This window comes from Comamonas kerstersii (assembly GCF_008801935.1).
Lineage (GTDB): Bacteria > Pseudomonadota > Gammaproteobacteria > Burkholderiales > Burkholderiaceae_C > Comamonas > Comamonas kerstersii.
Genome location: NZ_VZOT01000002.1, coordinates 94,224 through 106,986 on the forward strand (window position 1 = coordinate 94,224; position 12,763 = coordinate 106,986).

A 12,763-nucleotide genomic window follows, 5' to 3' on the forward strand; every position below is an offset into this window, starting at 1 on the left:
TCTGAAAATCAAAGCGCCTTGCGCTGATTGCAAGCCACTTTCAATATGAAAACTATCTGAAAGTGCCTCTGGATCAGCGCAAGGCGCTATTTTTTTTATAGAGTTTGAGCTTAAGCTTTTGCTCTGGCCCTGCAGTGCTTACCAGCTGGCCTTGGAGCGGCGTGTGGCCTGGTAGGCCTCATCCAGCATCTTGACCATGAATTCCCGCTCGGAGCGGCGGGCAAAGTCCACGGCGCTCAGCCCCTGCTGGTTGCGCAGCTGTACATCAGCGCCCCCATCCAGCAGCAGCTTGACCATGCCCTCCGAGCCATACTGCGCAGCCAGCATCAGCGGCGTGCTCTTGTTGGGGGACTCCGCATCGATGTAGGCATGGTTTTCCAGCAGCAGGCGCACGATTTCCGTGCTGTGCTCGTGGTTGGCGCTGGCGGCATAGTGCAGCGGCGTCCAGCCTGGCTTGTTGACCGAAGCCCCCATGGCCAGCAGCCGCTGCACCAGCGCCAGATTGCCCTTGATGCTGGCGTACATCAGCGCGGTTTCGCCTGAAGGGCTGGCCAGATCGACCTTGATCTTGGGGGAATTGAGCAATTCATCCGCCACACGCAGAGACTCCTGCTGCATGGCCTTGACCAGCATGGGCACGCCCTGGCGGTCTCGTGTGTTCGGATCCAACCCCTGCCGCAGCAAGTCGCGCATGCCCAGATAGTCATCACGAATGACCAAGGTGTGCAAATGCGAGCCCAGATCGGCCGCCTGCACCCATGGCATTGCACCTATCCACACACTGGCACTCAGTGCCTGCAGCAGGGTTCTGCGTTTCATTCCGTCACCACACCTTGAAAGAGTTGGTCAAAGTTCCTACTGGTCAATGCTGCCACGGCTTCCACCGTCATGCCGCGCACTTCAGCGACCTGCTTGGCCACATAGGGGACATAAGCAGGGGTATTGGTCTTGCCGCGGAAAGGTACAGGCGCCAGATAAGGACTGTCGGTTTCAATCAGGATACGGTCTGCAGGCACATAGGCGGCCACTTCACGCAGGTATTGCGCACTCTTGAAGGTGACGATCCCAGAAAACGAAATGTAAAAACCCAGATCCAGCGCCTGCTTAGCCACTTCCATGCTTTCAGTAAAGCAGTGGAACACGCCACCTGCGCTGCCTGCAGAGCCGTCTTCGCCCTCTTCCTTGAGGATGCGGATGGTGTCTTCCTGCGCCGCGCGGGTGTGAATCACCAACGGTTTCTGTGCCTGCTGCGCCGCACGGATGTGGGTGCGAAAGCGCTCACGCTGCCACTCCATATCCGCAATCGTTCGCCCGCCCTTGCGGTCTTCCATGCCGTAGTAGTCCAGCCCTGTCTCACCAATGCCCACCACACGAGGCAGCCCTGCCAACTTGACCAGATCGTCCACACTGGGCTCGGTCATGTGTTCGGTATCAGGGTGCACGCCGATGGTACACCACAGGTTGTCATGCGTGGTGGCCAGGGCATGCACATCCGGGAACTCTTCCATGGTGCAGGAAATGCACAGCGCACGCGTGACCTGCGCCTGTGCCATGGCTTCTTGAATCGCAGGCAGATTGGCAGACAGTTCTGGGAAATTCAGATGACAGTGAGAATCGGTAAACATGAGAAATCAAAGGCACAAAAAAACAATGCCGGCCGAGGGTCCCCCTGGCCGGCATCGGAAAGAGAAATGGCTTACACCGTCTGCGTCGCCCGGTCAGAGCCCAGGGATGTGCCCAGCATCTGCTCAATCTTGGCCTTGAGCTGGACAGACTTGTCGTCCTTGGGAAAGCACACGCCAATGCCCTGTGCGCGGTTGCCTGCAGCACCTGCAGGCGTTACCCAGCCGACCTTGCCAGCAATGGGGTAGCGCTGAGGGTCATCTGGCAGGGTCAGCAACACATAGACATCGTCGCCCAGACGGAACTGGCGGTTGGTCGCCACAAAGATACCGCCATTGGCAAACAGCGGGATATACGCTGCATACAAAGCCCCTTTTTCCTTCAGGGCAAGCTGCAGAACACTGGGGCGAGGTGGCGACGACTGCATATTCATAAAGTGTGCAACAACAGGTTAATGCCTGGAGTTTAGAACCGTGCACGCCTGCGCCACAAGGGCTTCAGTCATGAGGTTGGCATTAAATGGGTGCTCCGCCGTGCGCGCTTCCTGCGCCAGCGACTTGGCCCAGCGCGCCAGCACCATCACGGAAGGCGCGCGCGGCAAGTCCTGCGCAGCAAAGTAACGTGGGGCCGCGCCCTGTGCCACACACATCAGGTCATGGCAGAGCTTTTGCAGCCACTGCACCACTTCAGGCGGCGACATCTCCGCAAACACGGCCACATCCCCGCTGGCCACTGCCTTGGGCAGACGTGCAAAAACGCCCATGCCTTTGCCGGACTGTACCATCTGCCAGGCATCAAAAGGCCGACCACCTGCCGCACGCAGGCAGACCTCGACATCCTGCTGCGAAACGCCCTGCTCCTGCAGCCACTGCAGCATCTGCGCCTGCTGTGGCCAGAGCATGGTGTGGGCCAGACAGCGGCTGCGGATGGTGGGCAGCAACTGGTGCGCCGCTTCCGTTGCCAGCACAAAGCGCACATCGCCCGGCGGCTCCTCCAGCGTCTTGAGCAAGGCATTGGCCGTGACCGCATTCATCTGCTCGGCTGGGTAGACCAGCACCGCCTTGCCGCACCCTCGCGCCGAAGTGCGCTGCGTGAACTCCACGGCATCGCGCATGGCATCGACGCGAATTTCCTTGCTGGGCTTGCGCTTCTTGTCGTCAATTTCAGACTGCGCCTTTTCACTCAAAGGCCAGCCGCGCGCCATCATGTCCACCTCGGGCATCAGCACAAAGAGGTCAGCATGGGCATGCACATCGATGCTGTGACAGCTTGCGCAATGACCACACGCAGCGCCATCGGCACCCGGCTGCTCGCACAGCCAAGCACGCACCAGCGCCATGCCCAGTTCAAACTGCCCCATGCCGGATGGTCCCTGCAGCAGCCATGCATGACCGCGCTGCGCCAACAGACTCTGGCGCTGCTGTGCCAGCCAGGGAGCGAGTGTGCTGGCGGCTGCGCTCACGCTGCAGCTCCTGACTCTCCGGGCAGATAGCCACGCGCCACCAGCACATCGGCCACCTGCTGCCAGACCGCTTCACGGCTGCAATTGGCATCAATGCGCGCAAAGCGCTGGGGAGCAGCCGCACAGCGGCGGGCATAGCCATCAGCCACTGCCGCAAAAAAGTCCTGAGGCTGCGCCTCAAACCTATCAGGCACGCGTGCACCTGCCAGCCGCCCAGCAGCTACGGCAGCAGGCAGATCGAACCAGATGGTCAGATCAGGCTCACGCATCAAATCTGCTTGCGGGGCGCATCCCGTCTGCGCCATACGCTCCAGAATTTGAAGCTTTTCCCAGTCAAAACCACGGCCTGCGCCCTGGTAGGCAAAGGTGGCATCGGTAAAGCGGTCGCTGACCACCACCTCCCCGCGTGCCAGCGCAGGCTCTATCACCTGCACCAGATGGTCGCGGCGTGCAGCAAAGGCGACCAGCGCTTCGGTCAGTGGGTCCATGGCCTCGTGCAGCAGCAGCGCACGCAGCTTTTCGGCCAGCGGCGTGCCACCGGGTTCACGCGTGAGCGTGACCGTGCGCCCCGCGTCACGGAAAGCCTGCGCCAGCGCTGCAATATGCGAAGACTTGCCGGCGCCATCAATGCCTTCAAAACTGATAAACAGGCCGGTTGCTTGTGTATGTGTCAAAACAGAGTCTCAGATTCAGAAAGGCTGGCACATGCTGCCAGCCGGTAGTGCCTCTACCCGTGCAATTACTTACCTCCGCGCTGATAGCGGTTGACGGCACGGTTGTGCTCGTCCAGTGTCGCGCTGAAGTAGCTCGTGCCATCACCGCGCGCCACAAAATAATAAGCCTTGGTCGGTTCAGGCTGCACGGCAGCCATCAGCGACGCCATACCGGGCATGGCAATCGGCGTGGGTGGCAACCCAGCACGGGTGTACGTGTTCCAGGGCGTGTCCGTCTGCAGGTCACGTTTACGCAGATTGCCATCAAACTTTTCGCCCAGTCCATAAATCACAGAGGGGTCGGTCTGCAGGCGCATGCCAATACGCAGGCGGTTGCTGAACACCCCGGCAATCTGACCGCGGTCGCTCTCACGCCCAGTTTCTTTTTCTACGATGCTGGCAAGAATCAGTGCCTCATACGGCGTCTTCAGGGGCGAATCCGCACTGCGCTGTGCCCAGACTTCGTTCAGGCGTCGCTCCATGGCATGCATGGCACGGCGCAGTACTGCCAGCTCACTGCTGCCTTTGGCATAGGTATAGGTGTCAGGGAAGAACATGCCCTCTGGCGCCACGCCGGGCTTGCCCAGAGCCGCCATCAGTTCAGCATCCGTCATGCCTTGCGTGTCATGCTTGAGAAACTCGTCTCTGGCGATCTGGGCGCGCATCTGACGGAAGGTCCAGCCTTCCACAAAAGTAATGGCGCGCAGGCTTTCTTCTCCGCGCACCAGCTTTTGCAGCAAAGAGCGTGGCGTCACGCCTGCCTCCAGCTCATAGTTACCAGCGCGAATCTGGCGATCCTGGCCAGAGACCCGGAACCAGTAGTACAGCAGGCGTGCATCGGTATCCACCCCAGCAGCGACTACGGCCTGCGCCACACCACGCGGAGAAGTGCCTGCTTCAATGTCCAGCTCCACCGTGGACTGAGCCAGTTTCAAGGGTTGCCCCAGCCACCATGCAGCTGCGCCGCCCCCCGTGGCCACCAAAGCCACCACCATCAAGAAAACTACGAGTAAACGTCGCACAACCTTTTTGCGTCCATAGAAAAAGATCGGGCATCATAATTCACCCATGACCGAGACCCTTCAAGGCATTGCTCCTATTTCGCATCTGGGCATCATCCGTGTGCAAGGTGATGATGCTGCCAGTTTCCTCCATGGCCAGCTGACCAACGACTTCGTGCTGCTGGACCAGCAGCACGCCCGTCTGGCAGCCTTCTGTTCGGCCAAAGGCCGTATGCAGGCCAGCTTTATTGGCTTCAAGCGCGCGCCAGACGACATTCTGCTGATCTGCAGCCAGGACCTGCTGGCACGCACGCTCAAGCGCCTTTCCATGTTTGTGCTGCGCGCCAAGGCCAAGCTCACGGATGCCAGCGCCGACTTTCAGCTGTTCGGCCTGATCGGCAACGCGGTTCCAGCGACCGAAGCCCCCTGGACGCTGCACACACAGGCTGATGGCAGCCATCTGGTACACCTCTACCCTGCAGCCGGACAGCCTCGCGCCCTGCTGGTAGCTCCCGTGGGCACACCTGCGCCGCAAGGTACAGTGCTGACACCCGAGCAGTGGCTGTGGACCGAGGTAGCCAGCGGCATCGCCATGGTGTCCGAGCCCGTATTTGAGCTGTTCGTGCCACAGATGCTGAACTACGAATCCGTAGGTGGCGTGAATTTCAAGAAAGGCTGCTACCCCGGCCAGGAAGTGGTGGCTCGCAGCCAGTTCCGTGGCACGCTCAAGCGCCGCGCCTACATCGTGCATGCAGACCAACCATTGAACGCAGGCCAGGAAGTGTTTGCGGCCAGCGACGCCGAACAGGCCACAGGCACCGTGGTGCAGGCCGCCCCTGCCCCACAGGGCGGCTGGGATGCCATTGTCAGCATGCAGATTCAGTCGGCACAGGAAGCACTGACGGCAGGCAGCCCTGAGGGCGTTGCTTTGACGGTCCAGTCCCTGCCCTACGCGCTGCTGGAAGATATCTAAATCTACAGAGCACAAAGCGTCGCATAACAAGAACGCCACCCGAAGGTGGCGTTCTTGCTGGAGCCGTTACTGCATCAGGGCTTGATGGCGATCTTGAGCACGCCATCGCGCTGGTTGGCAAACAGATCGTAGGCCTCCACGATGTCGTCGAGCTTGCGCTGGTGCGTGACCAGCACACCCAAGTCGAGCCGGTTGCCCTGAATCACATTCATCAGGCGGCGCATACGCTCTTTGCCGCCGGGGCACAGGGCGGTACGGATGGTGTGGTCGCCCAGCCCCGCTGCAAAGGCAGACAGCGGAATCTTCACATCTTCGGAATACACCCCCAGGCTGGACAGCGTGCCACCGGGCTTGATCACCTTCATGGCCTGCTCAAACGTAGCCTGTGTGCCCAGCGCTTCAATGGAGCTGTCCGCGCCCTTACCACCCGTCAGTTTCATGACTTCGCTGATCACATCCACATTGCGGAAGTTCAGCGTCACATCTGCGCCCATTTTTTTCGCAATATCCAGACGGTGGTCATTGCCGTCCACAGCAATGATGGTGGTTGCGCCCAGCAGGCGTGCACCAGCTGTTGCACACAAACCAATAGGACCTTGCGCAAACACCACCACGGTGTCGCCAATCTTGATGTTGGCGTTTTCTGCACCGACAAAACCGGTAGACATGATGTCCGGGCACATCAGCACCTGCTCGTCAGTCAAACCATCAGGGATAGGTGCCAGGTTGGCCTGCGCATCAGGCACGAGCACATATTCCGCCTGGGTGCCATCAATCAGGTTACCGAAGCGCCAGCCTGCCGTGGCCTTGTAGCCATGGCAACCGCACAGCCCGCGTGGCACCAGATAGCTGCCATCCTGGCTGGGATAGCCATCTTGCGCAGCGTAGCTGTTGAAGTTGGGGCAAATCGCACCAGCAATCACGCGCTGGCCTTCCTGGTAACCCTGCACTGCGCTGCCCAGCTTTTCAATCACGCCCACAGGCTCGTGCCCCACGGTCAGACCTTTTTCCACAGGGTATTCGCCCTTGAGGATGTGCACGTCTGTGCCGCAGATGGTCGTGGTAGTGATGCGGATCAGCGCATCATTGGGCCCAACGTCAGGGATGGGTTTCTCGACGATTTCGATGCGACCTTTTTCCAAAAAGGCAGCTGCCTTCATCATTGCCATATCTATGCTCCTTACCGGTATCGACTGCAGCCAGCCGTGCAGTTCATGTGCCAGACACTGCGTCTTGGCTTTACATACTACGGGCTTTGCACCCCACTACACACCATGCCAAAGTTTGTCTTGACTCCTATCAAGAAGCAGACAATTCACCCCAGACCATCCGCTCAGGCTCTGCCATCTCCAGTAAAATAAACAGCTTGTCCAGCACACTGGCTTGTACGCCACAACTGGGCATGTTGGCCAGAATCCGAAAATTTCCTGCTTGAATTTTTATTAGGCGTTTTTTCGGCATATAATCTAGGTCTTGTCGGCGTGTAGCGCAGCCTGGTAGCGCACTTGCATGGGGTGCAAGGGGTCGCGAGTTCGAATCCCGCCACGCCGACCATTGATATAGAAAAAGGCTAACAGCGTGCTGTTAGCCTTTTTTGTTTTTTCATTTTTATTTTTAGCCCCCACTGGGCTGCGAGAGTGATATAGAAAATGATTGAAGGTTTGATCACCGGACGCTTGACCACAGACCCTAGCGAGCGCGTAGACCGTTTTGGCAAAACATTCATGGTGGCCCGTATGCGCGCCACAGTTGGTGACGGTGGATTGCGAGCCAATTCGGGCGACGGCCCCAGCAGCCTGTTTGTCAACGTGGTGGCATTCGACCCCGTACCCTGCGCACAGCTGCGCGAACTGATGGAAGGCGATGTGGTGTCGCTTGTTGGCCCCATTACCCCCAAAGTCTGGACTGATCGCCAGGAAATCAGCTACCCCGCGCTCGATGTCGTCGCCTATCGCGTGATGGCCCTTCCCAAACCACGCACACCCGAATACGACATCTAAGCCCAAGCAAATGGCTACTTATATTCATTTTTGAATATAAAAATAAGAAAATATTCATCCGAAGAATATATTTACCGTATTACATTCTTCGCATCTGCATATTTTTCGTAGACTAAGATGCTCAACAAACGCCTGTTCCTCCAAGCCGCTCTGGCCATTGCCGCTGCTGGCGCATACACCGCACATGCACAAGACGCGATCAAGGTCGGCGTCACAGCGGGCCCTCACGCGCAAATCATGGAGCACGTGAAAAAAGTGGCTGAAAAAGACGGCCTGAAGATCCAGATCATCGAATTCAGCGACTACGTGCAGCCCAATGCAGCACTGTCCTCCGGCGATCTGCATGCCAACAGCTATCAGCACCAGCCCTATCTGGATGCGCAGATCAAGGACCGTGGCTACAAGTTTGTGAAGCTGGCCAACACGGTCAACTTCCCCATCGGCCTGTACTCCAAGAAGTACAAAAACCTGAACGACCTGCCCAAGGGCGCCAAGTTCGGTATCCCCAACGACCCCACCAATGGCGGCCGCGTGCTGCTGCTGCTGCAGGAGCAAGGTCTGCTCAAGCTCAAGCCCAACGCGGGTCTGAAGGCTACGCCTCTGGATGTGGTCGAAAACCCCAAGAAGCTGAAGTTTGTAGAGCTCGATGCAGCCCAGCTGCCCCGCTCGCTGGATGACCTGGATGCCTCGGCTATCAATACCAACTTTGCCATCTCCGCTGGCCTGAACCCCAAGCGTGATGCGATTGCACTGGAGCGCGCAGACAACCCCTACGTCAACATCCTAGTGGTGCGCGAAGGTGAACAAAATGCCCCATGGGCCAGCAAGCTGGTGAAAGCCTACCAAGATGCCTCCACCAAGGAATTTATTGACGTGACCTTCCAGGGTTCCGTCTTCCCCAGCTTCTAATCGCTGAAACACTTGATCCAAAGCCTTTGGCCCAGCCAAAGGCTTTTTTCATGCCATATGCATAACCTGACTGGGAGGAAGTGTTTGCAAATGCGATGAATTCGCATTTATAATTCTCGCATCACATCAATAGCCAGCCACAACTGCCTGTAGCCATGATCGTTTGTGTATGCCACCGAGTTTCTGATCGCGAAATTGCTCGCCACGCCAATGCCGGCATGAGTTTCGACGAAATCCAGTTTGAACTGGGTGTTGCCACACAGTGCGGTCGCTGCGAGACTTGCGCACGCGACGTAGTGGCCAGATGCGGTGCCCATGGGGGCGCTGCGGCCATCTACAACGAAGTCGCTGCCCAGCCAGTTCAGCTTGCCACCCCTATTCTGGAGAGCAAAGCATGGCCTTCTTCTCAGTTGCTGCAGGCAGCCTGATCCTCGTACTCGGTTGTTCCCTGTGGATCTTTCGCAAATAATCTTCGCTTGCGTCTGCCAGATTCACATTCACGATTGCCCCATTCCCAAGGCCGGATGACCTGCACTGGCCAGCCCAGCGCCCGGAAACTGGTTGTCTGATCTTCTATGTCTTTTCCCGAACATTTCGCCCCCGGTGCTCTCAAGCAAAGAGCCATCATCATTGGGGCCGTCCTGGCTCTGCACGCGGCAGCCATATGGGCACTGCAGCATGGGATGAGCAAACCATCTGCACAGCCGCAGATCATTCCCGCAGAAGTCATTGCGCAGTTCATTGCCCCTCCTGCGCCTGAGCCTCCGGCCCCTGCTCCTGCTGCACCACCCACACCTGCGCCTCCAAAGCCTCAACCCAAGCCCAAGCCGCAGCCGCCCAAACCTGCACCCAAACCCGTGCAGAAGGCCCCTCCTTTGCCCAAGGCGATTGCAGACCCCACGCCTGCACCTGATGCCCCCACAGGCACGCTGGAAAGTGAATCTGCACCCGTGGCAGATACCGCACCACCTGCGCCACCCGCTCCAGCACAGGCCGCACCCACGGCTGCAACGCCGTCCGGCGCACCTGAGGTCGTACTGCCTTCAAGCAATGCGTCCTATCTTAACAACCCACGGCCGTCCTACCCTTCGATCAGCCGTCGCATGGGGGAACAGGGCAGGGTCATGCTGCGTGTGCTGGTCAACACCGATGGCCGTGCCGAGCAAATCGAACTGAAAGAGTCCAGCGGTTTTGACCGCCTGGACAAGGCCGCCATCGCTGCCGTCAAGAAGTGGCGTTTCGTGCCAGGTAAACGCAACGGTGTTCCCGAAGCCATGTGGAACATCGTGCCCATTAATTTCGTTCTCGAATAAACAGTTACTCAGGAGTTTTCATGGAATCCCAATTCGGCATTGCCCACGTCTGGGCGCAAGGCGACTTTGTCACCCGTGGCGTGGCCATCTTGTTGCTGCTCATGTCCGTGGCATCGTGGGTAGTCATCATCGTCAAGGCCCTGGGTCTGATGAAGTACAAGAAGTACGCCAATGAATCCAAGGACTTCTGGCACAGCGAAGACTTTGGCAGCGGCCTGACCAAACTCAGCAGCGATCCCGCCAACCCTTTCCGCTATCTGGCACTGGAAGGCCGTGAAGCCATTGCCCACCACCGCAAGACCAGCGCACACCTGCATGACACGCTGGATGTGTCTGACTGGGTCACCCGCTGCCTGCGCAACGGCATCAACGAGTTCACATCGCGCATGCAGGCAGGTCTGGCGATTCTGGCCTCCGTCGGCTCCACCGCACCCTTCGTCGGTCTGTTTGGCACGGTCTGGGGCATCTACCACGCCCTGATCGTGATCGGCACATCCGGCCAGGCCTCCATCGACAAGGTGGCTGGCCCCATTGGCGAAGCGCTGATCATGACCGCCTTCGGTCTGGCCGTGGCCATTCCCGCCGTGCTGGGCTACAACGCCATCGTGCGCGGCAACAAGGGCGTGCTGAACACCCTCAACAGCTTTGCCCACGACCTGCACGCCTACTTTGTGACCGGCGCCCGCCTGACGGTAGACACCACAGGCGCCAACCCTGACAGCAAAGTACTCTCCATGAAGAAAGGCGCCTAAGCCATGTCTTTCGGCACCCAAGACGACAACGATGAAGTCATGAACGAAATCAACATGACGCCCCTGGTGGACGTTATGCTGGTGCTGCTCATCGTCTTCATCATCACCGTGCCCGTGATGAAGCACGCGGTCAACGTGGACCTGCCGCGCGCTTCGAACGAGCCAGAAGTGGTCAAGCCCCAGAACATCAGTCTGAGCATTGATGCCCAGGGCCAGTACCACTGGAACAAGGAAGCCATCAGCGATGAGCAGCTGGTCGAGCGCCTGCAGGCCGAAGCCGCCAAGGACCCTCAGCCAGATCTGCACATCCACGGCGACAAGGAAGTGCGCTACGAACGTGTAGCCAAGGCCATGGCTGCCGCACAGACCTCTGGCATCCGCAAGATCGGCTTCATCACCGAGCCTGAAAAATAAGCGCGGCTACCGCACTCCTGAACCGCCACCAGCCCTGCACGCCTTGCGCCTGCAGGGCTTTTTCATTGCTGAGCTTCTCTTAAAAAAATAGCTGCTTGCGCTTGAATTTTCTTGTTTTCAAATACTTTTGTATTTCAAACCATTGATAAACAAGCGCAAGCAGCTCACTTTTTAATGGCGGATTCAAGACCCAAGTGCAACACCCCTAGGTTTAATGAACGAGGGTGGAGTGTTGGGGTGAGTTGATTAACAACTCACGGTACACGGACAGCGGCGATCGTACCCCAAGCCCCTTGCGAGGGCGGTTGTTGATCTCATCGGCAATCGCATCCAACTGCTCTTGGCTGTAGATGCTCAAGTCCGTGCCTTTGGGCAGGTACTGCCTCACAAGGCCATTGGTGTTTTCGTTGGAGCCTCGCTGCCAAGGGCTGTGTGGGTCACAGAAGTACACCGCCATACCCGTGTTCTGGGTGAGTTGTTTGTGTAGCGCCATTTCTTTGCCTTGGTCGTACGTCATGCTTTGGCGCATGGGCTGGGCAATGCCGAGCAGCTTGTCCGTGAAGGCTTGCATGACGTTGACTGCACTGGCCGGCTGGAACTCAGGGAGTTTGACCAGCATGAGCAAGCGGCTCGTGCGCTCGACCAAGGTCCCCACAGCGCTGGCGTTGCCAGCGCCCTTGATGAGGTCTCCTTCCCAATGCCCTGGGAACTGGCGGGCTTCAATCTCGGGCGGGCGCATATGGATGCTGAGCATGTCCGAGATCTGGCCACGGCGGTCTTTGCCCTTGCTGCGAGGCAAGCGTTTGTTCTTCGCTTGGCGCAACGCTGCGATCAACTCTTTGCGCAACTCGCCCACTGGCTGAGCATAGATGCAGTTGTAGATGGTTTCGTGTGACACGCGTAGCTCATGGCCTTTGGGATACAGGTGGGACAGTGTCAACGCAATTTGCTCAGGTGACCAGCGACAGCGCAAGAAATGAACGACCAATTGTCATAGAAGGCTTTGCGGATGCAGCTTGGGCTAAGGTCTTGCGCAGCGCCTTCTTTGTTCGCTGCGCTGCTGAGCGGGTGTGCTTGCATATCCTTGCCCAGACACGCTGTTACGAGCAATCTCTCGACTGATGGTGCTGGTACAGCGGCCTAATACTCGAGCAATGCCACGTACGCTATAGCGCTGCTGTAGCAAGCTGGCGATGGTGAGGCGATCTTCGGGTTGGAGTTGGCTGTATGGCGAACGACTTGCAGACATCTGCTGACCTTAACAGTTGCAGGTGTTGCAGTTCAGATTTGAATCCGGCAATAAAACACTGTCAGAGTTATGGACTAAAAAAAGCTTGCACTTCAAATAAGAATCGTTATCATTAACAACATTCAACGCCATCACTGTTTCACACCATGCAAGTCACACTTCCCCTCCCAAGCACACGCCGCGCCCATTCCGCACCGCCTGCTGTGGCAGACAGTGCGCCTGCATCCAAGGAGCTGTGCCTGGACAGCGAAGCCCTGCTGCGCGGCAACAAGTCCGTCTCTATTGCACACAATGGCGCCATCTACCGCCTGCAGGCCACCAAGCTCGGCAAGCTGATTCTGACCAAGTAAACAC

The 12,763-nt window shown here is 58.1% G+C and carries 16 protein-coding genes, 1 tRNA gene and 1 pseudogene; 9 read left to right on the forward strand and 9 right to left on the reverse strand.

What is annotated here, in order from left to right:
* Positions 1 to 138 precede the first annotated feature (138 nt).
* From F7P80_RS03540 to mltG, 6 genes are all read right to left on the reverse strand, one after another.
* Positions 139 to 819 (reverse strand): ankyrin repeat domain-containing protein, encoded by a 681-nt coding sequence (locus F7P80_RS03540; RefSeq protein WP_054067663.1) that lies wholly within the window; start codon positions 817 to 819, stop codon positions 139 to 141.
* Complete coding sequence (locus F7P80_RS03545; RefSeq protein ID WP_151042851.1) at positions 816 to 1,625, reverse strand: TatD family hydrolase; 810 nt, start codon at positions 1,623 to 1,625, stop codon at positions 816 to 818. Before F7P80_RS03545 ends, F7P80_RS03540 begins: the two co-directional genes overlap by 4 nt.
* Positions 1,626 to 1,696: 71 nt before the next feature.
* Positions 1,697 to 2,056 carry a PilZ domain-containing protein gene (locus F7P80_RS03550; protein ID WP_054067661.1) on the reverse strand — a complete coding sequence of 120 codons (360 nt, stop codon included), beginning with the start codon at positions 2,054 to 2,056 and terminating at the stop codon, positions 1,697 to 1,699.
* Positions 2,057 to 2,074: 18 nt separating this feature from the next.
* Positions 2,075 to 3,085: a DNA polymerase III subunit delta' gene (locus F7P80_RS03555; protein WP_151042854.1), complete on the reverse strand. Its 1,011-nt coding sequence runs from the start codon at positions 3,083 to 3,085 to the stop codon at positions 2,075 to 2,077.
* Complete coding sequence (tmk, locus tag F7P80_RS03560) at positions 3,082 to 3,759, reverse strand: dTMP kinase (protein ID WP_054067659.1); 678 nt, start codon at positions 3,757 to 3,759, stop codon at positions 3,082 to 3,084. Before tmk ends, F7P80_RS03555 begins: the two co-directional genes overlap by 4 nt.
* Before the next feature lie 65 nt (positions 3,760 to 3,824).
* Positions 3,825 to 4,793 (reverse strand): endolytic transglycosylase MltG, encoded by a 969-nt coding sequence (gene mltG / locus F7P80_RS03565; protein WP_249041382.1) that lies wholly within the window; start codon positions 4,791 to 4,793, stop codon positions 3,825 to 3,827.
* A gap of 73 nt (positions 4,794 to 4,866) precedes the next feature.
* On the opposite strand from mltG, the gene ygfZ reads away from it, so the two are divergent.
* Complete coding sequence (gene ygfZ, locus F7P80_RS03570) at positions 4,867 to 5,772, forward strand: CAF17-like 4Fe-4S cluster assembly/insertion protein YgfZ (protein WP_151042860.1); 906 nt, start codon at positions 4,867 to 4,869, stop codon at positions 5,770 to 5,772.
* Positions 5,773 to 5,846: 74 nt separating this feature from the next.
* Here ygfZ and F7P80_RS03575 read toward each other — a convergent pair whose 3' ends face one another.
* On the reverse strand, positions 5,847 to 6,941 hold the full coding sequence (locus F7P80_RS03575) for an NAD(P)-dependent alcohol dehydrogenase (RefSeq protein WP_054067656.1): 1,095 nt from the start codon (positions 6,939 to 6,941) through the stop codon (positions 5,847 to 5,849).
* A 130-nt stretch (positions 6,942 to 7,071) separates the two neighbouring features.
* Positions 7,072 to 7,233, reverse strand: a complete 162-nt coding sequence (locus F7P80_RS16715) for a hypothetical protein (RefSeq protein WP_170265329.1) — start codon at positions 7,231 to 7,233, stop codon at positions 7,072 to 7,074.
* Between the two features lie 16 nt (positions 7,234 to 7,249).
* Here F7P80_RS16715 and F7P80_RS03580 point away from each other — a divergent pair.
* The 7 genes from F7P80_RS03580 (at position 7,250) to F7P80_RS03610 (ending at position 11,160) form a co-directional block, all read left to right on the forward strand.
* Positions 7,250 to 7,326: transfer RNA gene (locus F7P80_RS03580), tRNA-Pro, on the forward strand.
* Positions 7,327 to 7,421: 95 nt separating this feature from the next.
* On the forward strand, positions 7,422 to 7,772 hold the full coding sequence (locus tag F7P80_RS03585; protein WP_054067655.1) for a single stranded DNA-binding domain-containing protein: 351 nt from the start codon (positions 7,422 to 7,424) through the stop codon (positions 7,770 to 7,772).
* Positions 7,773 to 7,889: 117 nt separating this feature from the next.
* Complete coding sequence (locus F7P80_RS03590; RefSeq protein WP_054067654.1) at positions 7,890 to 8,681, forward strand: MetQ/NlpA family ABC transporter substrate-binding protein; 792 nt, start codon at positions 7,890 to 7,892, stop codon at positions 8,679 to 8,681.
* A gap of 155 nt (positions 8,682 to 8,836) precedes the next feature.
* A complete protein-coding gene (locus F7P80_RS03595) occupies positions 8,837 to 9,109 on the forward strand; it encodes a (2Fe-2S)-binding protein (protein WP_054067653.1) in 273 nt (90 codons plus the stop codon).
* A 147-nt stretch (positions 9,110 to 9,256) separates the two neighbouring features.
* The gene (locus tag F7P80_RS03600; protein ID WP_058879869.1) at positions 9,257 to 9,994 is read left to right on the forward strand and encodes an energy transducer TonB; all 738 of its coding nucleotides are present in this window, start codon (positions 9,257 to 9,259) and stop codon (positions 9,992 to 9,994) included.
* A 20-nt stretch (positions 9,995 to 10,014) separates the two neighbouring features.
* The gene (locus F7P80_RS03605) at positions 10,015 to 10,746 is read left to right on the forward strand and encodes a MotA/TolQ/ExbB proton channel family protein (protein ID WP_054067651.1); all 732 of its coding nucleotides are present in this window, start codon (positions 10,015 to 10,017) and stop codon (positions 10,744 to 10,746) included.
* 3 nt (positions 10,747 to 10,749) lie between these two features.
* Positions 10,750 to 11,160, forward strand: coding sequence for an ExbD/TolR family protein (locus tag F7P80_RS03610; RefSeq protein WP_054067650.1), 411 nt, complete (start codon positions 10,750 to 10,752; stop codon positions 11,158 to 11,160).
* A 211-nt stretch (positions 11,161 to 11,371) separates the two neighbouring features.
* On the opposite strand, the pseudogene F7P80_RS03615 reads toward F7P80_RS03610, so the two are convergent.
* Positions 11,372 to 12,409 (reverse strand): annotated as a pseudogene (locus F7P80_RS03615) (IS30 family transposase).
* Between the two features lie 146 nt (positions 12,410 to 12,555).
* On the opposite strand from F7P80_RS03615, the gene hemP reads away from it, so the two are divergent.
* Positions 12,556 to 12,759 carry a hemin uptake protein HemP gene (gene hemP, locus F7P80_RS03620; protein ID WP_054067649.1) on the forward strand — a complete coding sequence of 68 codons (204 nt, stop codon included), beginning with the start codon at positions 12,556 to 12,558 and terminating at the stop codon, positions 12,757 to 12,759.
* The last annotated feature ends 4 nt before the right edge of the window (positions 12,760 to 12,763 follow it).

Excerpts from the sequence above, each read along its gene's own strand:
- F7P80_RS03590 (WP_054067654.1), top strand. The coding sequence starts at position 7,890 with ATGCTCAACAAACGCCTGTTCCTCCAAGCCGCTCTGGCCATTGCCGCT.
- F7P80_RS03605 (WP_054067651.1), top strand. The coding sequence starts at position 10,015 with ATGGAATCCCAATTCGGCATTGCCCACGTCTGGGCGCAAGGCGACTTT.
- F7P80_RS16715 (WP_170265329.1), bottom strand. The coding sequence starts at position 7,233 with ATGCCGAAAAAACGCCTAATAAAAATTCAAGCAGGAAATTTTCGGATT.
- mltG (WP_249041382.1), bottom strand. The coding sequence starts at position 4,793 with ATGGTGGTGGCTTTGGTGGCCACGGGGGGCGGCGCAGCTGCATGGTGG.
- F7P80_RS03545 (WP_151042851.1), bottom strand. The coding sequence starts at position 1,625 with ATGTTTACCGATTCTCACTGTCATCTGAATTTCCCAGAACTGTCTGCC.
- F7P80_RS03585 (WP_054067655.1), top strand. The coding sequence starts at position 7,422 with ATGATTGAAGGTTTGATCACCGGACGCTTGACCACAGACCCTAGCGAG.
- ygfZ (WP_151042860.1), top strand. The coding sequence starts at position 4,867 with ATGACCGAGACCCTTCAAGGCATTGCTCCTATTTCGCATCTGGGCATC.
- F7P80_RS03575 (WP_054067656.1), bottom strand. The coding sequence starts at position 6,941 with ATGGCAATGATGAAGGCAGCTGCCTTTTTGGAAAAAGGTCGCATCGAA.
- F7P80_RS03540 (WP_054067663.1), bottom strand. The coding sequence starts at position 819 with ATGAAACGCAGAACCCTGCTGCAGGCACTGAGTGCCAGTGTGTGGATA.
- F7P80_RS03550 (WP_054067661.1), bottom strand. The coding sequence starts at position 2,056 with ATGAATATGCAGTCGTCGCCACCTCGCCCCAGTGTTCTGCAGCTTGCC.
- F7P80_RS03610 (WP_054067650.1), top strand. The coding sequence starts at position 10,750 with ATGTCTTTCGGCACCCAAGACGACAACGATGAAGTCATGAACGAAATC.
- F7P80_RS03600 (WP_058879869.1), top strand. The coding sequence starts at position 9,257 with ATGTCTTTTCCCGAACATTTCGCCCCCGGTGCTCTCAAGCAAAGAGCC.
- hemP (WP_054067649.1), top strand. The coding sequence starts at position 12,556 with ATGCAAGTCACACTTCCCCTCCCAAGCACACGCCGCGCCCATTCCGCA.
- F7P80_RS03595 (WP_054067653.1), top strand. The coding sequence starts at position 8,837 with ATGATCGTTTGTGTATGCCACCGAGTTTCTGATCGCGAAATTGCTCGC.